The sequence below is a fragment of the Arsukibacterium sp. UBA3155 genome, assembly GCA_002364615.1.
In the GTDB taxonomy this organism is placed as follows: Bacteria; Pseudomonadota; Gammaproteobacteria; order Enterobacterales; family Alteromonadaceae; genus Alishewanella.
Window position 1 is genome coordinate 155,403 of record DEYP01000016.1, and the last position, 19,818, is coordinate 175,220.

The 19,818-nt window shown below is 49.2% G+C and carries 18 protein-coding genes; 7 read left to right on the forward strand and 11 right to left on the reverse strand.

The window, feature by feature from the left end; genetic code table 11:
* Position 1: 1 nt before the first annotated feature.
* From B2X65_RS07235 to B2X65_RS07275, 9 genes are all read right to left on the reverse strand, one after another.
* On the reverse strand, positions 2 to 490 hold the full coding sequence (locus B2X65_RS07235) for a DUF4234 domain-containing protein (RefSeq protein ID WP_290611591.1): 489 nt from the start codon (positions 488 to 490) through the stop codon (positions 2 to 4).
* 166 nt (positions 491 to 656) lie between these two features.
* Positions 657 to 1,316, reverse strand: a complete 660-nt coding sequence (locus B2X65_RS07240) for a CoA transferase subunit B (RefSeq protein ID WP_290611593.1) — start codon at positions 1,314 to 1,316, stop codon at positions 657 to 659.
* A gap of 10 nt (positions 1,317 to 1,326) precedes the next feature.
* On the reverse strand, positions 1,327 to 2,028 hold the full coding sequence (locus B2X65_RS07245; RefSeq protein ID WP_290611594.1) for a CoA transferase subunit A: 702 nt from the start codon (positions 2,026 to 2,028) through the stop codon (positions 1,327 to 1,329).
* Positions 2,029 to 2,351: 323 nt separating this feature from the next.
* Positions 2,352 to 3,266 carry a hydroxymethylglutaryl-CoA lyase gene (locus B2X65_RS07250; protein WP_290611595.1) on the reverse strand — a complete coding sequence of 305 codons (915 nt, stop codon included), beginning with the start codon at positions 3,264 to 3,266 and terminating at the stop codon, positions 2,352 to 2,354.
* Positions 3,263 to 5,248 (reverse strand): acetyl/propionyl/methylcrotonyl-CoA carboxylase subunit alpha, encoded by a 1,986-nt coding sequence (locus tag B2X65_RS07255; RefSeq protein ID WP_290611596.1) that lies wholly within the window; start codon positions 5,246 to 5,248, stop codon positions 3,263 to 3,265. The genes B2X65_RS07250 and B2X65_RS07255 overlap by 4 nt, the downstream gene beginning before the upstream one ends.
* A gap of 2 nt (positions 5,249 to 5,250) precedes the next feature.
* On the reverse strand, positions 5,251 to 6,057 hold the full coding sequence (locus B2X65_RS07260; protein WP_290611598.1) for an enoyl-CoA hydratase/isomerase family protein: 807 nt from the start codon (positions 6,055 to 6,057) through the stop codon (positions 5,251 to 5,253).
* Positions 6,058 to 6,469: 412 nt separating this feature from the next.
* Positions 6,470 to 8,077 (reverse strand): carboxyl transferase domain-containing protein, encoded by a 1,608-nt coding sequence (locus tag B2X65_RS07265; RefSeq protein ID WP_290611600.1) that lies wholly within the window; start codon positions 8,075 to 8,077, stop codon positions 6,470 to 6,472.
* Between the two features lies 1 nt (position 8,078).
* The gene (locus B2X65_RS07270; protein WP_290611601.1) at positions 8,079 to 9,248 is read right to left on the reverse strand and encodes an isovaleryl-CoA dehydrogenase; all 1,170 of its coding nucleotides are present in this window, start codon (positions 9,246 to 9,248) and stop codon (positions 8,079 to 8,081) included.
* A gap of 34 nt (positions 9,249 to 9,282) precedes the next feature.
* Positions 9,283 to 9,687, reverse strand: coding sequence for a MerR family transcriptional regulator (locus tag B2X65_RS07275; protein WP_290611603.1), 405 nt, complete (start codon positions 9,685 to 9,687; stop codon positions 9,283 to 9,285).
* A gap of 275 nt (positions 9,688 to 9,962) precedes the next feature.
* On the opposite strand from B2X65_RS07275, the gene B2X65_RS07280 reads away from it, so the two are divergent.
* From B2X65_RS07280 to B2X65_RS07310, 7 genes are all read left to right on the forward strand, one after another.
* Positions 9,963 to 11,156 (forward strand): thiolase family protein, encoded by a 1,194-nt coding sequence (locus B2X65_RS07280; RefSeq protein WP_290611604.1) that lies wholly within the window; start codon positions 9,963 to 9,965, stop codon positions 11,154 to 11,156.
* A gap of 223 nt (positions 11,157 to 11,379) precedes the next feature.
* Positions 11,380 to 12,876, forward strand: coding sequence for a CoA-acylating methylmalonate-semialdehyde dehydrogenase (locus B2X65_RS07285; protein ID WP_290611606.1), 1,497 nt, complete (start codon positions 11,380 to 11,382; stop codon positions 12,874 to 12,876).
* A 193-nt stretch (positions 12,877 to 13,069) separates the two neighbouring features.
* The gene (locus tag B2X65_RS07290; RefSeq protein ID WP_290611608.1) at positions 13,070 to 14,227 is read left to right on the forward strand and encodes an acyl-CoA dehydrogenase family protein; all 1,158 of its coding nucleotides are present in this window, start codon (positions 13,070 to 13,072) and stop codon (positions 14,225 to 14,227) included.
* 181 nt (positions 14,228 to 14,408) lie between these two features.
* Positions 14,409 to 15,182 carry an enoyl-CoA hydratase gene (locus B2X65_RS07295; RefSeq protein ID WP_290611609.1) on the forward strand — a complete coding sequence of 258 codons (774 nt, stop codon included), beginning with the start codon at positions 14,409 to 14,411 and terminating at the stop codon, positions 15,180 to 15,182.
* Positions 15,183 to 15,187: 5 nt separating this feature from the next.
* The gene (locus tag B2X65_RS07300; protein ID WP_290611611.1) at positions 15,188 to 16,324 is read left to right on the forward strand and encodes an enoyl-CoA hydratase/isomerase family protein; all 1,137 of its coding nucleotides are present in this window, start codon (positions 15,188 to 15,190) and stop codon (positions 16,322 to 16,324) included.
* Positions 16,325 to 16,353: 29 nt separating this feature from the next.
* Entirely contained in the window at positions 16,354 to 17,244 is an 891-nt protein-coding gene (mmsB, locus tag B2X65_RS07305; protein WP_290611613.1) for a 3-hydroxyisobutyrate dehydrogenase, read from the forward strand.
* A 450-nt stretch (positions 17,245 to 17,694) separates the two neighbouring features.
* On the forward strand, positions 17,695 to 18,453 hold the full coding sequence (locus B2X65_RS07310; RefSeq protein ID WP_290611615.1) for an SDR family oxidoreductase: 759 nt from the start codon (positions 17,695 to 17,697) through the stop codon (positions 18,451 to 18,453).
* Between the two features lie 88 nt (positions 18,454 to 18,541).
* Here the strand turns inward: B2X65_RS07310 and B2X65_RS07315 are convergent, their stop codons facing one another.
* Both B2X65_RS07315 and B2X65_RS07320 read right to left on the reverse strand, forming a co-directional pair.
* Positions 18,542 to 19,012 carry a hypothetical protein gene (locus tag B2X65_RS07315; protein ID WP_290611617.1) on the reverse strand — a complete coding sequence of 157 codons (471 nt, stop codon included), beginning with the start codon at positions 19,010 to 19,012 and terminating at the stop codon, positions 18,542 to 18,544.
* Positions 19,012 to 19,809, reverse strand: coding sequence for a hypothetical protein (locus B2X65_RS07320; protein WP_290611618.1), 798 nt, complete (start codon positions 19,807 to 19,809; stop codon positions 19,012 to 19,014). Before B2X65_RS07320 ends, B2X65_RS07315 begins: the two co-directional genes overlap by 1 nt.
* Positions 19,810 to 19,818 lie beyond the last annotated feature (9 nt).

Consider the following 19,818-nt stretch of genomic DNA (forward strand, 5'->3'; position numbering starts at 1 on the left):
ACTAACGGTTACTGGTGGTATCTATCGCTTCATTAATTTTGTATTGCAAATAAATGCTGCTAAAAAAGAACGTCAGGATAGGGCCGGTACGAACATGGTGGCCTTCTTCAATAAAGACATCATGCAGTCGGTTTCTGATGGTAAACGCAGTAATCAGATATAAAACCCAGTAAGCAATACTAAGGCTATTTTCAATAACGGCATATTCTTCGCCAGAAAACCCGGCGACAAAACCCAGCGCAAAACTGCCCAGTAATACTGCCACCAGCACATAAATTAATTCCAGGGCAATGGGTCTGCTTTGGATCTGATTTAAGGTGCTGGCACGAGAGTAGAGCCACCATAACGGGTAAATACCCAGTGTAACGATATTAAGTAAAAATACCCACCAGGCCGAGAATCGGGGAAGTTGCTTTAACTTGCCATTGTTTAACGGCGCATTCAAATTTGCCGTTGGCGCGGTATAAGGGTTGGAAACTGCATCACTCATTTAACATCCTTTTATTTTTTTGTTAAGAATGAGGATTTTAATGATAACGAAGAAAAAGTAAATGCTAAATTTAGAGTAAAAAGGAACAATATTGGCGGAGGAAATAAAAAAAACTACCAGCCTCAATGTGGCATAAGGCGGGTAGTGCTATAGGTGGAAATAAGCTTTAGTTAAATACCATCTCTGGTATGTCGCCATTAACCACCAGCTTGCCGGCTGTTTTCTGCTGAATTTCTTCAACAGTTATTCCCGGCGCGCGCTCTAACAGGTGGAAAGCGCCGTTGCGCACCTCCAGTACGGCTAAATCGGTAACGATTTTTTTTACACAGCCAACGCCGGTTAACGGCAGCGTGCAGCCTTCCAGCAGTTTACTGTTGCCGTATTTATCGGCGTGGGTCATGGTAACCACGATATTCATGGCACCGGCGACTAAATCCATAGCACCGCCCATGCCTTTAACCAGTTTTCCGGGGATCATCCAGCTGGCGATATTACCGTTCTGGTCCACTTCAAAGGCGCCCAGTACGGTTAAATCAACATGACCGCCACGGATCATGGCAAAGCTTTCTGCTGAGCTGAATATAGCCGCGCCTTTAATAGCGGTGACCGTTTCTTTGCCGGCGTTAATCATATCGGCGTCAAGCTCTGCTTCAGTCGGGTAGGGGCCCATACCCAGCAAGCCGTTTTCAGACTGCAGCATCACTTCAATGCCCTCTGGCACATAATTGGCTACCAGAGTCGGAATACCAATACCCAGGTTAACGTAGTAACCGTCTTGCAGCTCTTGCGCTACGCGCATTGCTACCTGTTCACGAGATAAAGCCATGGTTGCCTCCTTAACCTTGCCGCACCATACGACGTTCGATGCGTTTTTCAAAGCTGCCTTTGATTACGCGCTGCACGTAAATACCTGGGGTATGAATTTGCGACGGTTCCAGCTCACCCGGCTCAACAATTTCTTCCACTTCGGCCACGGTAATTTTACCAGCGGTAGCCGCCATCGGATTGAAGTTCATCGAGGTGTGACGGAACATCAGGTTACCGTAGCGGTCGGCTTTCCAGGCGCGCACTATGGCAAAATCACCGGTAATGGCAGGTTCTAATACGTAATGCCGACCATCAATTTCGCGGGTTTCTTTGCCTTCAGCAACGGGGGTGCCATAACCGGTAGCGGTGAAAAAGGCCGGAATACCGGCGCCGCCAGCACGCATTTTTTCTGCCAGGGTACCCTGCGGAGTAAGCTCTACTTCGAGCTCGCCACTTAGCAGTTGTTTTTCAAACAGGGCGTTTTCACCAACATAAGAGGCGACCATTTTTTTGATTTGGCGGTCTTCCAGTAAAATACCCAAACCAAAACCATCGACACCACAGTTATTGGATACCACGGTTAAATCGGTGGTAGCCATTTTTTTAATCTGGGCAATTAATCCTTCCGGAATACCGCATAAGCCAAAGCCACCGGCAATAACGGTCATGCCGTCTTGCAAGCCGGCCATGGCGTCTTCGTAACTATGTACGACTTTATTAAACCCTGCCATTTGTTGTCCTCTGTTCTTTGCTGAACTTTATTTTAGAGCCGTTCTTCGATTCCGCTGCTGCTACGTGTATTTTTGTCTGCGACACGCCGTGAACCCCTCCCTGGGGGCTCGTTTCCGCCCGTCCAGGGCTTCAACGGTCTCAGAAAAAATCACATCCGCATCAGCTTACTTCAAAGTAAAGGGAAGCGCGCTGTACACTTTGGCCGGAACCGTGTTTTTCATGGATGAAAAACAGGAGCCCCCATGGATGGGTTTACGGCGTGTTTCGGCAAAGTTGTACGGAGTGCTTACCGTGTCCGAAGAACCTTATTTGCTGCTGTTAACTAATCACCAGTTTGCGTGCACTTCGCCTTAAGTGCCAATCCTACTTTAGAACTAGGTTGCTTCCCAAGCTTGCCAGTAATAAACCAGCCGGCTTCTGCCAGCGCCGCTAAATCAATGCCGTGCTCAATACCCAGGCCATTTAATAAGTACACCACATCTTCGGTGGCCACATTGCCCGAAGCACCAGCAGCATAAGGGCAGCCGCCTAAACCGGCCACAGCGCTATCAATAATGCTAATGCCACGATTAAGCGCCACGTAAATATTAGTCAGGGCCTGGCCGTAGGTGTCATGAAAATGTACAGCTAATTTTTCAGCAGGTACCATCGATAGCACCGCATCCAGCATGGCGTTCACTTTTGTCGGGGTGCCAACACCAATAGTATCGCCCAGAGATATCTCATAGCAGCCCATTTCCAGCAGGGCTTTAGCAACCAGGGCAACCTCGGTCGGTGCCACATCGCCCTGATACGGACAACCGACCACACAAGACACATAACCACGTACTTTAATGCCATCAGCTTTCGCCGCCTCAACGACCGGCGCAAAGCGCTCCAGGCTTTCACTGATAGAGCAGTTAATGTTTTTCTGGCTAAACGCTTCTGATGCTGCGCCAAAAATAGCGACTTCGGTGGCACCTGCGGCTTTTGCTGCTTCATAGCCTTTTAAATTAGGGGTCAGCGCCGCATAAGTCACGCCAGCTTTGCGGGTAATACCGGCAAATACCTCTGCAGAGTCGGCCATTTGCGGTACCCACTTAGGTGAAACAAAAGCGCCACTTTCAATGTAACTGTGCCCAGCGGCGCTTAGCATGTCGATTAAAGCAATCTTATCGGTGCTGCTAACACTTTGCTCGTTTTGCAGGCCATCACGCGGGCCTACTTCCACTATACGGACACGTGCTGGTAAGCTCATGCTTCCTCCGGACTAAAATCGACCAGTTCGGCACCATCTTTTACCAGGTCGCCAGCTGCATAAAACACCTCATTTACCACGCCGTCTTTGGGGGCTTTAATGCTGTATTCCATTTTCATCGCTTCCATAATAACCAGCGTATCACCGGCTTTTACATTAGCGCCGGCTTTGGTCATTATCGCCACAATAGTACCGTTCATTGGCGCAGTTAAACTGCCGGCATGCTCGCTGCCATCCAGCTCCGGAGTGACTTCAGTGCGATAAATAAAGTCATATCGATGATGTTTAATAAAGACACTGATGGTGTCCTGATAACGGCTGACCCGCACCTTGGTTTTATGATCGCCCAAGGTCGCGCTTAACTCATCGCCATTTAGATCCGCCAGACAGCAAATTTGCTGGCCTTGCAGTTCAATTACATAATGCTGTTGTTGCTCGCGTATCGTCAATTGCTCAGCGTTATCACCGTGCAGTAAATTAAGAATAACGGTCGGTGTTTCATTTAAACGCCAGCCATGGCTGTATTGCCAGGGACTCGGGCTGGTGTTACTGGGCCGTGGTGCTTTTTGCTGCTCCATAATAAATAGCGCGGCTAGCACGAGTGCCTGATTATTCTCGCTGTTGGCCGGGGCGAATAAGGTTGCCTGATGCTGGTTGATAAAGTTGGTATCTAACTCGGCTGCTTTAAAGGCCGGGTGCTCTGTTAAGCTGGTTAAAAAGCTTAAATTGGTGGTCACGCCGGCGATCCGGTAATCGTCCAGCGCACGCAGCATTCTGGCGATAGCGCGGTCACGGCTTTCGTCCCAGACAATAAGCTTGGCAATCATTGGGTCATAAAAAGGCGATACTTCGTCATTCTCTACTACGCCGGTATCCACCCGCACATTGCGGCTCTGTTCTGGCTGACGTAAATAAGTCAGCTTGCCGGTGGCAGGCATAAAATCGTTATCCGGATCTTCGGCATAGACCCGCACTTCAATGGCATGGCCATCAATTTGTACTTCGTGCTGACTAAGGGGCAATTTTTCGCCAGCCGCCACTAACAGCTGCCATTTAACCAAGTCCTGGCCGGTGATCATTTCCGTAACCGGGTGTTCTACCTGCAGTCGGGTGTTCATTTCCATAAAATAGAACGAGCCGTCTTCGTCAAATAAGAACTCTACTGTTCCTGCACCACGATAATCTATGGCTTTTGCGGCTTTTACTGCAGCTTCACCCATCGCTTTACGCTGTTCTGCGCTGAAATTTGGTGCCGGGGCTTCTTCAATGACTTTCTGATGCCGGCGCTGAATAGAGCAATCGCGCTCGGCTAAATACACTGCGTTGCCGTGATTATCACAAAACACCTGAATTTCGATATGACGCGGCTTGGTTAAATAGCGCTCAACCAGCATTTTGTCATTACCAAAACCAGCTTTCGCTTCGCGCCGGGCACTGGCTAAGGCATCGGCAAACTCTTCTTTTGTCCAGACCACCCGCATGCCTTTGCCACCACCACCATAGGCGGCTTTTAACAGCTGCGGATAACCAATATTGGCAGACTCTTTTGCCAGCAGGTCGTCTGATTGATCATCACCATGGTAGCCCGGCACTAACGGCACGCCGGCGTCAGCCATAATTTTTTTGGCGGCGCTTTTTGAGCCCATGGCGGTAATCGCACCAACTGGTGGGCCGATAAACACCACACCAGCATCCGAACAGGCTTTGGCGAAATCTTCATTTTCCGATAAAAACCCATAGCCCGGATGAATGGCCTCAGCACCACTTTGCTTGGCAATGTCGATTATTTTATCGCTACGCAAGTAAGAGTCTTTACTGGGCGCCGGGCCAAGCAAATAGGCTTCGTCTGCCATGCGGACATGGCGGGCATTGGCATCGGCTTCGGAATATACTGCCACGCAGCGAATGCCCAGCTTATGAGCCGTGTCGATAACCCGACAGGCAATTTCGCCACGGTTAGCGATTAATATTTTGCGAAACATAGTTAATTATCCTGTGGCTTAGGCGGTAACCAGTTAGGGCGGCGCTTTTCAAGAAACGCACTCAGGCCTTCCTGGCCTTCATCAGATACCCGAATTTCAGCAATTGCCTGAGTAGTATGTGCTACCACATTGTTGCTGATTTTGCGGTTATAAATATTGTGGATCAGTGATTTAGCGGCGCTCATGGCGGCCGGGCTGTTTTGTAGCAGCTGCTCTGCTAACGCATCAGCTTTTTGCGGCAGCTCAGCTGCACTGACGATTTCGTGCAATAACCCCAGAGATCTGGCAGTGTCGGCGGTAAAGCGTTCGGCGGTTAAAAAATAACGCCGGCTTTGCCGCTCGCCCAAGGCGCGCATCACGTAGGGGCTGATCACGGCCGGGATCAGGCCAATTTTCACTTCACTTAAACAGAAGCTGGCGGTATCGCTGGCAATAGCGATATCGCAACACGCTACCAGGCCAACAGCGCCACCAAAAGCGGCACCTTGCACTAAAGCGAGGGTAGGCTTAGGGAACTTGTCCAGCTTATACATGAGGGTTGCCAACTCGTTGGCGTCGTCCAGATTTTGCGCATAGTCTTTTTCGGCCATCGAGCGCATCCAGTTAATATCGGCGCCGGCAGAGAAGTTTTTGCCGTTCGCACTTAGCATAAGCACTTTTACCTGTTCATTGGCTGCGAGGTTGTCCAGCACCTGGATCAGCTCGGCAATCATCAGATCGTCAAAGGCGTTATGCACCTCTGGCCGGTTGAGTACCAGGTTGGCCACGCCACGCTGGTCGATAGTTACTTGGGTGTAAACCTGGTTCATTTTCTCTCCAAAAAGTGTTGCTGCAAGCTAGGATGTTATAAACCGGCAATCCTATGTCTTCGACATCGCGGTCGCTGCGTGAATTTTTGTCTGCGACACGCCGTGAACCCATCCATGGGGGCTCGATTCGCCCATCCTGGGCTGCAACGGTCGCCGAAAAAATCACATCCGCACCCGCTTGATCCACTTAGCAGCAAGCGCACAGTGCACTTTGCTCAGAACCGTGTTTTTCATGGATGAAAAACAGACAAATTCGTCAGGAACGAATTTGAACAGCGTTCTTTGCTGCCCAAGGGGCAAACTTCACGGATGAAGTTTGTAACCCTACATGGATGTATTTACGGCGTGTTCTGACAAAGTTGTACGGCGCGATTGCTGCGTCTTTGCCCGAAGCGACTGACCGATAGCCACATCACATTCTAAATACACCAAACTTTGTCTCTTCAATTGGCGCATTCAGTGCTGCGGCCAACGCCAGACCGACAGTCATCCGGGTTTGTGCCGGGTCAATAATGCCGTCATCCCACAAACGCCCGCTGGCGTAATAAGGGTGACCCTGCTTTTCATACTGCTCAATAATCGGTTTTTTCAGTGCTTTTTCGGCATCTGCTGACAAGGTTTCGCCTTTACGGGCTAAGCCGTCTTTGGTTACCTGCGCCATAACGCCTGCTGCCTGCTCGCCACCCATTACTGATATGCGCGCGTTAGGCCACATCCACATCATGGTTGGGTCATAGGCACGGCCACACATACCGTAGTTGCCGGCGCCATAGCTGCCACCAATTAACACGGTAAACTTCGGTACCTTGGCACAGCTTACCGCCATCACCATTTTGGCACCGTGCTTGGCAATACCTTCAGCTTCATATTTTTTGCCGACCATAAAGCCGGTAATATTCTGCAGGAATAACAACGGAATTTTGCGCTGAGCACACAATTCAATAAAGTGCGCGCCTTTTTGTGCAGACTCTGAGAAAAGTATCCCGTTATTGGCGATAATGCCTACCGGATAGCCGAAGATGCGTGCAAAACCGCACACCAGGGTCGCACCGTACAGCTGTTTAAACTCATCAAAATCAGAGTTATCGACAAGGCGGGCAATCACTTCTTTGACATCAAAAGGTTTGCGTAAATCGGTACCGACAATGCCGTATAACTCTTTGGCATCGTATAAAGGCTCTTGCGGCGCTTTAACATCCAGTTGCTCTGGTGCCTGGCGGTTTAAGCGCGATACGGCATTACGCGCCAGTTGCAGCGCATGCTCGTCATTGAGTGCATAGTGATCCGCCACACCGGAGATTTTACAGTGCACATCGGCACCGCCAAGCTCTTCTGCGGAGACTTCTTCACCGGTGGCGGCTTTAACCAACGGTGGGCCGGCTAAGAAAATAGTGCCTTGCTCTTTAACAATAATGCTCTCATCTGCCATGGCCGGCACATAAGCACCGCCGGCGGTACACAGGCCCATTACTACAGCAATTTGCGGAATACCTTTGGCAGACATATTGGCCTGATTAAAGAAAATTCGGCCAAAGTGCAATTTATCCGGGAACACATCGTCTTGCCGCGGCAAGTTAGCCCCGCCAGAATCGACCAGATAAATACAAGGCAGGTGACAGCGCTCGGCGATTTCCTGCGCTCGCAGGTGTTTTTTTACGGTAAGCGGATAGTAGGTGCCGCCTTTAACGGTGGCATCGTTAGCGACAATCATGCACTCAACACCACTGACCCGGCCAACACCGGCGACCACGCCTGCGCAGGGCACATAATCTTCATAGCATTCCCAGCCGGCAAATTGGCCCACTTCTAAAAAGGGCGAACCCGGGTCAAGCAGCTTTTGAATACGCTCACGCACAAACAACTTACCGCGGGCGGTATGACGGGCAATTAATGCTTCGCCGCCACCGAGCTTAATTTGCTGCACCTTAGCGTTCAGATCGTCGACCACGGCCTGCATGGCATCCGCGTTTTTCAGAAACTCGTCGCTACGGGGGTTAATTTTACTTACGATCTTGGTCATATCAGTTCGACTCTGTAAATAACTCGCGGCCGATTAACATGCGGCGGATTTCAGAGGTGCCCGCACCAATTTCATACAGTTTGGCATCGCGCAGTAAGCGGCCGGTAGGGTACTCATTAATGTAGCCATTACCGCCTAATAACTGAATGGCATCCAGTGCCATTTTGGTGGCTAGCTCAGCGGAATATAAAATAACCGCTGCGGCGTCTTTACGGGTGGTTTCGCCACGGTCACAGGCTTTCGCTACTGTGTAAACATAGGATTTGGCGGCATTCATCTGAGTGTACATATCGGCCAGTTTGCCCTGGACCAGCTGGAATTCACCAATGGCCTGGCCAAACTGTTTACGGTCGTGAATATAAGGTACTACCACGTCCATACAGGCCTGCATAATGCCCAGCGGGCCGGCTGCCAATACCACGCGCTCGTAGTCCAGGCCGCTCATTAATACTTTAACGCCACCGCCAATCTGGCCAAGGATATTTTCGGCCGGTACTTCGCAATCTTCAAATACCAGCTCACAGGTATTAGAGCCTCGCATGCCAAGCTTATCCAGCTTCTGAGCAGTGCTAAAACCTTTAGTGCCGCGTTCAACAATAAAAGCGGTAATGCCTTTGCTGCCGGCATTAATATCGGTTTTGGCATAAATAACATAGGTGTGTGCATCCGGGCCGTTGGTGATCCACATTTTATTGCCATTTAAAATGTACATATCGCCTTTTTTCTCGGCGCGCAATTTCATACTCACCACGTCAGAGCCGGCATTGGGCTCACTCATTGCCAGCGCACCAATATGCTCGCCAGAGCAAAGTTTTGGCAGGTACTTCATTTTTTGCGCTTCAGTACCGTTTCGGAAAATCTGGTTAACACACAGATTAGAGTGGGCACCGTATGACAGGCCAACAGAAGCGGAAGCACGACTGATTTCTTCCAGTGCCACCACATGTTCTAAATAGCCGAGGCCTGAGCCGCCGTATTTTTCATCAACGGTAATGCCGAGCAGACCTAAGTCACCAAATTTGCGCCATAATTCATTTGGGAATTCGTTTACCTGATCAATGTGTTCAGCCCGTGGGGCTATTTCTTCGCGCGAGAAAGCATTAACCTGCTCGCGGATCATATCGACGGTTTCGCCTAAATCGAAGTTAAGGCCTTTGTAACTGCTTATCATGGTAAATCCCCGTTTGCTAAATGCTGAAAACCGCCTAAGCGGTTTTGGATTGTTTGGCGTCTGCTAAGGTGTCGAGGCAACGTTTTTCAACGGTAACCAGTTCCATTAGCACTACTTTAATGTCGTCCAGTTGCTGATGCAGTTCGCTTTTCTTCTGCTCGATTAGTCTCAGCATGGTATTTAATTGGGTAACACTGCTTTTATCAGCGTCGTACAGTTCAAACAGTTGACCGGTTTCTGCCAGACTAAAGCCCAGCCGTTTTCCGCGCAAAATCAACTTCAGGCGAACCCGATCACGTTTGCTGTAAATGCGGGTCTGGCCGTTTCGCAGGGGCGTAAGCAGCCGCTGATCTTCGTAAAACCGAATGCTGCGGGTAGTAATGTCGAACTCTTTTGCCAGCTCGCTGATACTGTAGGTTTTTTCTTCTTTTTCTGTCATAACCGCCTTCCCAAAAACGCCATCAACTATAAGTGAAGTTTACGTAAAGGTAAAGCTAGTGGCTGGGGGTTAAAATCAATAGAAGAGCGTTTTGGCAGGCTTTGTAAAGCAAAAATGCCAGATTTTTCTGCTCAGACTGTACAGTTTACTGCACCATTTTCCGAACTATAAACAGTAGTCACTACCATAGTGTTAGATAGTTGACGTTGGCGTAAACGTAAATTTGGTGTAGGCTCTTGGGCATCTTTTCAGGCCAACCTTGATAGGAGAGTAAAATGGATTCTGACAATACCGGACACAATATTGTAATTGTTGCAGCAAAACGCACCGCGATGGGCGGCTTTATGGGCGGTTTAACCGAAGTTGACGCCACTGTGCTGGGTGCTACTGCGATTAAAGCGGCGCTAGAGCAAGCCGGTGTTAGCGGCGATAAGGTTAGTGAAGTGATAATGGGTAATGTGCTGCCTGCCGGTATAGGTCAGGCCCCGGCGCGCCAGGCTACTTTAAAAGCTGGATTGCCCCTAAGTGCTGGGGCAACCACCATTAATAAGGTGTGTGGTTCGGGCTTAAAAGCGGTAATGCTTGCCAGTGATTTACTGAAAGCCGGCAGTGCTGATCTGGTGGTTGCCGGTGGTATGGAGTCAATGAGCAACGCACCGTACTTGTTGCCAAAAGCGCGGGCAGGCTATCGGATGGGTCATGGTGAGATTAAAGACCACATGATGTTAGACGGTCTGGAGAACGCTTACGATGGCAAAGCCATGGGCTGTTTTGCTCAGGGTACCGCCGATGAAAAAGGCATTACCCGCGAGCAGATGGATGCTTTCGCGGTGCAGTCAACTACCCGCGCTCAGCAAGCCATAAGCAGTGGTGCTTTTGAGTCAGAAATTGCCCCGGTAAGCTTTCAAACCCGCAAAGGCGAAGTAACCTTCAAGGTAGATGAGCAGCCAGGCAATGCCAAACTGGATAAAATCCCAAGCTTACGGCCGGCCTTTGCTAAAGACGGCACCATTACCGCGGCCAACTCCAGCTCTATTTCAGATGGTGCAGCAGCCCTGATATTAATGCGCGAGTCAGATGCCAAAGCTCAGGGCTTAACACCACTTGCAAAAGTGGTAGCCCACAGCACCAACTCAATGGAGCCGGCATTGTTTACTGTGGCCCCGGTTGGCGCTATGCAAAAAGTACTGCAAAAAGCCGGCTGGGATAAAGAGCAGGTCGATCTTTGGGAAATTAACGAAGCCTTTGCCATGGTCACCATGCTGGCGATAAATGAATTGGGTCTTGATGCAGCCAAAGTTAACGTAAACGGCGGTGCCTGTGCCTTAGGTCACCCGATAGGTGCTTCAGGCGCCCGTATTCTGGTGACCCTGATTCATGCCCTGCGAAACCGTGGCCTGAGCAAAGGCGTTGCCTCGCTGTGTATAGGTGGCGGTGAAGCCGTTGCCTTGGCAGTTGAAGTTCTGTAACTGCGTTAAAAACAAGAACAAGTGTGAGGTTGGAATCCCGTTAGCGCAGCCACAGAGTGTCTGAGTGAGCGAAAGCAAGCGAGTTGCTGTGGCGAGCACAACGGGAGTTGCAACCGGTAACGTTGCACTGAATGAACAAGCTTTAAATTACAGTGTGCCAGCTTATTTTAATAATTAAATCTATTTGCGCTGGCAACACCCCCTAACAACCGGGAGAAGCAATATGACACAACAGGTTAAACATTTTATCGACGGCGAGTTCGTCAGCTCAAACAGCGACAAACTGATCCCCGTCACCAACCCGGCTACCCAGGAAGTGATTGCCCAGGTTCCTTGCGCTACCCAGGAAGAAATGACCCGGGCAGTAGAGTCGGCCAAAGCCGCTTTTTTAACCTGGAAAGAAGTTCCGGTATCAGAGCGCGCCCGTTTAATGATGCGTTTTGCTCACTTATTAAAAGAACACCAGGGCGAAATTGCGGAGATTATCTGTCAGGAACTGGGTAAAACCGTTGAAGACGCTAAAGGCGATGTCTGGCGTGGTATCGAAGTTGTTGAGCAGGCGGCCAATATTCCGTCATTAATGATGGGCGAAACGGTAGAGAACGTAGCGCGCAGCATTGATACCTACAGCTACATTCAGCCGTTGGGTGTCTGTGCCGGCATTACCCCGTTTAACTTCCCGGCGATGATCCCATTGTGGATGTTCCCGATGGCCATTGCCTGCGGCAATACCTTTATCTTAAAACCGTCTGAGCAAGACCCGATGACGGTTAACAAAATTGCCGAGTTATTTGTTAAAGCCGGCGCGCCAAAAGGCGTGTTGCAAGTAGTGCATGGCGCCAAAGAGCAGGTAGATGCCATATTGCATCACCCGGATATTAAGGCGATTTCATTTGTTGGCTCGGTCAATGTGGGCCAGTACATCTACAAAACCGGTACCGACAACCTAAAACGCGTACAGGCCTTCGCCGGTGCCAAAAACCATATGGTTATTATGCCTGATGCCAATAAACAACAGGTGGTTAACGCTCTGGTGGGTGCTTCAGTCGGCGCTGCCGGTCAGCGCTGTATGGCAATTTCTGTTGCAGTGTTTGTGGGTGCCGCTGCAGAGTGGATCCCGGAAGTGGCAGCCGCCATTGGTAAAGTACGCCCGGGCGTTTATACCGACCCGAATGCTGCTTATGGCCCGCAAATTAGCCCGCAAGCCCGTGCCCGTGTACTGTCACTGATTGAGCAGGGTAAAAAAGAAGGCGCAACCTGTGTGCTGGATGGCTCGGACTGCAAAGTTGAAGGCTATCCGGACGGTAACTGGGTAGGCCCAACGGTATTTAGTAATGTTAAAACCGATATGGAAATCTATAAGCAAGAAATCTTTGGCCCGGTATTAACCACTATGCATGTTGATTCACTGGCTGAAGCATTAAAAGTGGTTAACGACAGCCCCTACGGGAACGGTACCTCTATATTTACTGCCAGTGGTGCGGCTGCCCGTAAGTATCAACATGAAGTGGAAGTGGGTCAGGTAGGTATCAACATTCCTATTCCAGTACCACTGCCGTTTTTCTCGTTTACTGGCTGGAAAGGTTCGTTCTATGGCGACCAGCATGCCTATGGTAAACAGGCAGTACGTTTCTATACTGAGACCAAAACCATTACTGCCCGCTGGTTTGATGACGATATTCCGGTATCTGGCCCGAATATGTCGATTAACTTGCGTTAAGCGCGGGGCTTAGAATAACAAGGCGGGTGGGAGACTTTACTTAGCCGACCGTTGTAGGCCATGGATGGCCGGAAACGAGTCCCAGGGAAGTTTATAGCGTGTCGGCTTGTAAAGTGTGCCACCCAGCCCATCATAAGTTTTAACTACATTTAGTAGCAGGGTGTCAAACACCAGAACCTGTAAAGGTGTATCAATGAATTTCAATTTAACAGAAGACCAACAAGCCTTTGTCGATGTGGCCAAACAGTTTGCCGAACAGGAACTGGCGCCACATGCCGCGCAGTGGGATCGCGATCACCACTTCCCGAAAGACGTCATTCAAAAAGCCGGTGAGCTGGGTTTTTGCTCGCTGTATACCGCTGAAGATGACGGTGGTATGGGCTTATCACGCTTAGACTCATCTATTATTTTCGAGCAACTGGCCATGGGCTGTACTGCCACCACGGCCATGTTAACCATTCATAATATGGCCACCTGGATGATTGCCACCTGGGGTACCAGTGATGCGAAAGCCGAATGGGTAGAGCATTTGGTCACCGGCCAGAAACTGGCGTCGTACTGCTTAACTGAGCCGGGCTCAGGCTCGGACGCTGCCGGCCTTCGAACCAGTGCCAAAAAAGACGGCAGTGACTACATTCTAAACGGCTCGAAGATGTTTATCTCTGGTGCCGGTTCTACCGAAGTACTGGTAGTCATGGCCCGTACCGGTGAAGCTGGTCCTAAGGGCATTTCTGCCTTTATCGTGCCAGCCGATGCTAAAGGCGTTATATACGGCAAAGCGGAAGAGAAAATGGGCTGGAATGCTCAGCCAACCCGCCTTATTACTTTTGAAGATGTTCGTGTTCCTGCCCATTACTTATTGGGTAACGAAGGTGAAGGTTTTGGCTTTGCCATGAAAGGCCTGGACGGCGGTCGGATTAATATTGCTACCTGTTCAATTGGTACCGCCCAGCAGGCACTAAATACTGCCCGCAATTATATGCTGGAGCGGCAGCAGTTTGGTAAGCCACTGGCGGCGTTTCAGGCGCTGCAGTTTAAACTTGCTGATATGGCAACTGAGTTAGTTGCTGCCAGGCAGTTAGTGCGCTTAGCCGCCTTTAAACTGGACCAGAAAGACGGTGAAGCGACTGCTTACTGCGCGATGGCCAAACGTTTCGCGACTGATGTCGGCTTTCAGGTGTGCGACCAGGCACTGCAGCTGCATGGTGGTTATGGCTACATTAAGGAATATCCGCTGGAGCGGCATTTCCGTGATGTGCGGGTGCATCAGATTTTGGAAGGCACCAACGAGATTATGCGGCTGATTATCGGCCGGCGGTTACTGGATGAAGCTGCTGGCGATATTCTGTAACTTAATCAACGGATAATGTTCGTGGTTTAGCGAAAAGGTGAACCAGGTTTGTTCACGCCGACACGCCGTAAACCCCTCCCTGGGGGCTCGTTTCCGCCCGTCCAGGGCTTCAACGGTCGGCTTAGAACAAACCTTATTCACCTCATTCAACTTCCGAGTATTGCCAACAAAGGAGACATTAATGGCTCAACTAAAACTGGAAAAGCGCGGTCACACAGCGCTTATCACCATGGCAAACCCGCCAGCCAACACCTGGACCCACGCCAGCTTAACCGAGCTGCGCGATACGGTTCAAAGCCTTAGCAACGATAAAAATATTTATGCGTTAGTCATCACCGGCGAAGGCGAAAAATTCTTCTCGGCCGGTGCAGATTTAAAAGTGTTTGCCGATGGTGACAAAGGTGTTGCCAGCGATATGGCGCGGATTTTTGGCGAAGCATTTGAAACCCTGAGTGCGTTTCGCGGTGTGTCTATTGCAGCGATTAATGGTTATGCCATGGGCGGCGGTTTAGAAGTCGCATTAGCGTGTGATATCCGCATTGCCGAGCAACAAGCACAGATGGCTTTGCCTGAAGCGAAAGTAGGTTTATTACCCTGTGCCGGTGGCACGCAGAATCTGGCGTGGCTGGTCGGTGAAGGCTGGGCAAAACGGATGATTTTATGTGGCGAGCGGCTTAGTGCCGAAAAAGCACTGCAAATTGGTCTGGTAGAAGAAGTGGTACCTACCGGTAGCGTATTAGAAGCCGCGTTGGCGCTGGCCGATAAAGTTGCCGGGCAAAGTCCGGTAGCGGTAGCCGCGTGTAAGAAACTGATCCAACAAGGTCGCAGTGGCAGCATCAATGCCGCATTACCGTTAGAGCGCGAGTTATTTGTTGGGTTGTTTGATAGTAAAGATCAGGTCGAAGGGGTGCAGGCCTTTTTAGAGAAGCGTCAGGCTAAGTGGATTAACGGGTGAGCAATATGAGTACAGACGTAGTGTTATATCAGGAACTGACGGCTGACAATGGTAAAAAAATTGCGGTTGCCACTCTTAATTCAGAGAAGTCATTAAATGCGCTGAGTTTACCGATGGTGGAGTCGTTACTGCCAAAACTACAGGCTTGGAAAAACGACCCGGCTATTGCCATGGTGCTATTGCAAGGCGCTGGCGATAAAGCATTTTGTGCCGGTGGTGATATACGTGACTTATATCAGGCAATGAAAGAAAGCCCGGATTACTATCACCCCTATGTTGAAGAGTTTTTTACCAAAGAATATACCCTGGATTACCTGATCCATACCTTCGATAAACCTTTGCTGGTATGGGGCAACGGTATTGTAATGGGTGGCGGTTTAGGCCTGATGGCGGGCGCGTCACACCGTGTGGTTACCGCAACCAGCCGGATCGCGATGCCGGAAATGGCGATTGGTTTATACCCGGATGTTGGCGCTAGTTGGTTTTTAAACCGAATGCCGCCGGGCTGTGGTATTTTCTTAGGGTTAACCGGCGCTTCTATCAATGCAGCTGATGCCAAATTTATTCATTTAGCGGATCATTTTATCGAACACGAAAGCAAAGCCGCCTTGGTTGATAAACTAATGACGGTGAAGTGGGGCGAAACCATTGCCCTTAATCATCAGAAATTATCCGATGTGTTACGAAGTGCAGAAGAGCAGTGCCGTACCAAAATGCCGCTAAGCCAGATCCGGCCGCATCAGAGTGCTATCACTGCCCTTAACGACATCAGCAGCCTGCCGCAGGTTATTAGTGCTATCAACGCAATCGAAGGCGATGACAAATGGCTGATTAAAGCCAAACAGTCGCTTGCCTACGGCAGCCCGATTACTGCGCATATTGTGTTTAAGCTGTTGCAACTGGGCCAGAGCAAAATACTGGCTGACAGCTTCCGGCTGGAGCTGGGTATTAGTGTCCAGTGTGGACAGCTGGGCGAGTTTCAGGAAGGCGTGCGGGCACTGCTGATTGATAAAGACTTAAAACCAGACTGGAAATATAAGCAGGTGGATGAAGTACCTGCAGATGTTATTGAGCTGCTGTTCAGTTCACCATGGCAGGATAACGAGCATCCATTAAAAGATCTGGGCTTGTTAGATAGTTAATTTACCAGGACAACTGCAAGGAATTTATTATGGCTAAAGTTGCGTTTATCGGTTTAGGAAACATGGGTGGCCCAATGGCTACTAACTTATTAAAAGCCGGCCACGATGTTATCGCCTTTGATTTATCAAAAGATGCGCTGGCACAGATAGCAGCAGAAGGCGCTAAGGTAGCGAGCTCTGCCAGAGAGGCGGTAGGTCACACTGATTATGTTATTTCTATGCTGCCGGCAGGCAAGCATGTGATTGACCTGTATCTGGGCGAGCAGGGCATTGCCAGTGCGATCAGCAAGCAGGCGTTGGTCATTGACTGCTCTACCATTGATGCTGAAAGTGCCCGCACGGTAGGTACTGGCCTTGCTCAGCAGGGTATCGCTTTTATCGATGCACCGGTATCTGGTGGGGTAGGCGGTGCTAAAGCTGGCACTTTGACCTTTATTGTTGGCGGTGCAGCGCAGGATTTTGAAAATGCCCACACTGTGCTGAGCAATATGGGTAAAAACCTGTTTCATGCCGGAGCCATTGGCGCAGGGCAGGTCGCAAAAATCTGTAACAATATGCTGTTAAGTATTTTAATGGCAGGTACCTCTGAAGCGCTGCAAATGGGCATCAATAATGGGCTGGATCCGAAAGTGTTATCAGACATTATGCTGAAAAGCTCAGGTCGCAACTGGACGCTGGAGCTGTATAACCCTTGCCCGGGTGTGATGGACAATGTGCCGGCTTCGAATAACTATCAGGGCGGCTTTATGGTTGATTTAATGGCCAAAGATTTAGGGCTGGCGCTGGAGTCTGCTAAGCAAAGTGGCAGCAACACGCCTTTGGGTGAACTGGCGCATAAATTATATGTACAGCACCAGCAGGACGGTAATGGCAAACTGGATTTCTCCAGCATTTTTAAGATGTTGGCTAAAGACGCCTAAGTCTTAATAGATATGCAAGTACTCCGAATGTTTTGGTTAAGTATTTGTTCAGGTAGTAGGTAATCGCTGCTACTGCGTACATTTTTGTCTGTGACACGCCATAAACCGTCCCTGGGGCTCGGTTCCGGCCATCCATGGCCTACAACGGTCTCAGAAAAAAGTACATCCGTATCCGCTGCTTCGGTGTTCTTTGCGATCTCGATGTTACACTCGAGACAGACGCGGATGTACTTTTTGGCGGACCGTGTTTTTCATGGATGAAAAACAGGAGTCTACAGGGAAGTATTTACGACGTGTCCGACGAAAAATGTACGCAGCGGCTGGCGGGTTGCCAGGTCACTGCCAAATTAGAATTAAGCAATAACAAAGCTTTTAGCTTTGTTTCTAAGAGAAAATAAGCTTACGCGCAGATTAAATGTACATAGTAATCGCGCCTACGGAGAAAGTGGTATGAACCTGCAAAACAAAACCATCGTTATCACTGGCGGTGCCCAAGGCTTAGGCCTGGAAATGGCCCGCATGTGCGCCGCTGAAGGCGCCAAACTGGCAATAATTGATATGAATGCCGAGCAGCTAGCGGCAGCTAAAGCAGAGCTGTCAGCCAACACCACCGTGCATACCTATAGCGCCAATGTGGCAGATGAAGCTCAGGTTGAAGAAATTTTTGGCCAAATCGATAACGACTTTAACGGTATCGACGGCCTGATTAACAACGCCGGAATTTTACGTGATGGTCTGCTGCTGAAATACAAAGACGGTGAGCTGCAAAGCAAAATGTCTTTGGCCCAGTTTCAGTCAGTTATTGATGTTAACCTGACCGGCGTATTCCTGTGTGGTCGTGAAGCGGCAGCCGTAATGGTTAAGCGTGGCACTAAAGGCGTTATTATTAATATGTCGAGCGTCGCCCGTGGCGGCAATATGGGTCAGACCAATTATGCGGCATCAAAAGCCGGTGTTGTGGCCATGACAGTAACCTGGGCGCGCGAATTAGGCCGTTATGGTATCCGGGTTGGTGCAATTGCCCCTGGCGTTATCCGCACCGCTATGACTGATGCCATGAAGCCAGAAGCGCGCGATCGCTTAGAAAAAATGAAACCGGTAGGGCGGCTTGGTGAAGCCAGCGAAATTGCCCACACCGCCAAATACATTTTTGAAAACGATTTCTTCACAGGCCGTGTCGTCGAAATTGATGGCGGCATCAGCATGTAAGCTGTTGGTTGTTGAAAACAAAAAGGCGCCGCGGCGCCTTTTCTGATGGGGTGAACTACCTGATAAGAAAGTTTCATCCTATTTAATGCTAATTAGTCCAATGTTTTTGCTCGCCTGATACAGAACAAGCAGTTAGTTCTGAATTTGTATCAGACTCCTCAGATTTGATGTAAATGAGGCTTTTACCCCTGGAAACCCTGGATAAGGACTCAGGGGCATCGCAAGCGAGATAACTGGCTTCTTCTAACCTGCTTTTTTGCACAATTGAAATGCTGTAAGCGATAGCCAAACTAGCAACGAACCACCCCACTAAAAACACACTGGCATGCCGGTATATAGTATTTTCACTCTTTCTCAATCCAAGGTATTGAATTAAGCTCAGTGCCCAAAATACAGAAGATAGCAGTAAGAAGCTAATTCCGGAGTCGTAAAAAACTATCTCTTCTTGCTTTGCTATGGCCTGTTCAACCCGGTATATGTCAAATACCAGGTAACCAACACCTAAACAGGCTAACAAGTTAAAGCCAACAAAGATTATCTGAGCTGGTTTGGGCGACATTAAAAACCTCTGATGCCTGCACAGGGACCAAATAAGCAAGGAATAAATTGTGGGTTGCGTTCAAGAAAATTAAGGTTGCGATTGACTTCATATTTTGCAGCCTCAATATCACTTTTTATTTCTTCAAGCGTATGACCAAGCCTGCTATAGGCTCGGATTAAGGCTTGTGTAGCGCCAAAATGCTCATCAATTTTGTCTAAAGCGAAACCAACTAGTACCCCAACTGCTATAGCAGCAATTATAGGTGCAGCGGCAGTGGTACCAATGATTGCGGCACCCCCAACAGCGATACCGGCTGCTAAACCTGCAATGCTGCTTAGGCCTATTTTAATCAAATCACCGGTAATTGTGCCTAATAGCTCTGATAACAAAGCAGTGTCACGAATTATGTAGTCAAAAATTTCAATGCCTACACACAGAACAGCGGTTAATACAAAACCACCTTTTGCAGATTTAATTATGGCCTTTGGTCCTACAGCCATTCTCACTACTGTGGGGTGATCTGTTAAATAGCGCGAGCCTTTAAAAATCTTTCTCTCTCCAGGCCGACCTTTAAATACTACATACTGTTTATTAGCATATTGTTTTATTTTTATCTGTCCGGGAGTGATACCCCCAACTTCATAAATTAGCCGGGCAGCCCATGCAGCATCTTTTGTTGGCCCAATATGTTGGGCAACGGTTTTTAAATTTCTTTTATATTCAAGATATTCTTTTTCAAGCGCTTCCACCGATAAAACATGAATGATGTGCTCGTTTTGCTGTAATTCGTTTATAAGCTCTTGCTTTCTATTCATTAATAATCT

Excerpts from the sequence above, each read along its gene's own strand:
- B2X65_RS07320 (WP_290611618.1), bottom strand. The coding sequence starts at position 19,809 with ATGAATAGAAAGCAAGAGCTTATAAACGAATTACAGCAAAACGAGCAC.
- B2X65_RS07275 (WP_290611603.1), bottom strand. The coding sequence starts at position 9,687 with ATGACAGAAAAAGAAGAAAAAACCTACAGTATCAGCGAGCTGGCAAAA.
- B2X65_RS07310 (WP_290611615.1), top strand. The coding sequence starts at position 17,695 with ATGAACCTGCAAAACAAAACCATCGTTATCACTGGCGGTGCCCAAGGC.
- B2X65_RS07255 (WP_290611596.1), bottom strand. The coding sequence starts at position 5,248 with ATGTTTCGCAAAATATTAATCGCTAACCGTGGCGAAATTGCCTGTCGG.
- B2X65_RS07250 (WP_290611595.1), bottom strand. The coding sequence starts at position 3,266 with ATGAGCTTACCAGCACGTGTCCGTATAGTGGAAGTAGGCCCGCGTGAT.
- B2X65_RS07295 (WP_290611609.1), top strand. The coding sequence starts at position 14,409 with ATGGCTCAACTAAAACTGGAAAAGCGCGGTCACACAGCGCTTATCACC.
- B2X65_RS07265 (WP_290611600.1), bottom strand. The coding sequence starts at position 8,077 with ATGACCAAGATCGTAAGTAAAATTAACCCCCGTAGCGACGAGTTTCTG.
- B2X65_RS07290 (WP_290611608.1), top strand. The coding sequence starts at position 13,070 with ATGAATTTCAATTTAACAGAAGACCAACAAGCCTTTGTCGATGTGGCC.
- B2X65_RS07280 (WP_290611604.1), top strand. The coding sequence starts at position 9,963 with ATGGATTCTGACAATACCGGACACAATATTGTAATTGTTGCAGCAAAA.
- B2X65_RS07245 (WP_290611594.1), bottom strand. The coding sequence starts at position 2,028 with ATGGCAGGGTTTAATAAAGTCGTACATAGTTACGAAGACGCCATGGCC.
- B2X65_RS07270 (WP_290611601.1), bottom strand. The coding sequence starts at position 9,248 with ATGATAAGCAGTTACAAAGGCCTTAACTTCGATTTAGGCGAAACCGTC.
- B2X65_RS07260 (WP_290611598.1), bottom strand. The coding sequence starts at position 6,057 with ATGAACCAGGTTTACACCCAAGTAACTATCGACCAGCGTGGCGTGGCC.
- B2X65_RS07235 (WP_290611591.1), bottom strand. The coding sequence starts at position 490 with ATGAGTGATGCAGTTTCCAACCCTTATACCGCGCCAACGGCAAATTTG.
- mmsB (WP_290611613.1), top strand. The coding sequence starts at position 16,354 with ATGGCTAAAGTTGCGTTTATCGGTTTAGGAAACATGGGTGGCCCAATG.
- B2X65_RS07300 (WP_290611611.1), top strand. The coding sequence starts at position 15,188 with ATGAGTACAGACGTAGTGTTATATCAGGAACTGACGGCTGACAATGGT.
- B2X65_RS07240 (WP_290611593.1), bottom strand. The coding sequence starts at position 1,316 with ATGGCTTTATCTCGTGAACAGGTAGCAATGCGCGTAGCGCAAGAGCTG.
- B2X65_RS07285 (WP_290611606.1), top strand. The coding sequence starts at position 11,380 with ATGACACAACAGGTTAAACATTTTATCGACGGCGAGTTCGTCAGCTCA.
- B2X65_RS07315 (WP_290611617.1), bottom strand. The coding sequence starts at position 19,012 with ATGTCGCCCAAACCAGCTCAGATAATCTTTGTTGGCTTTAACTTGTTA.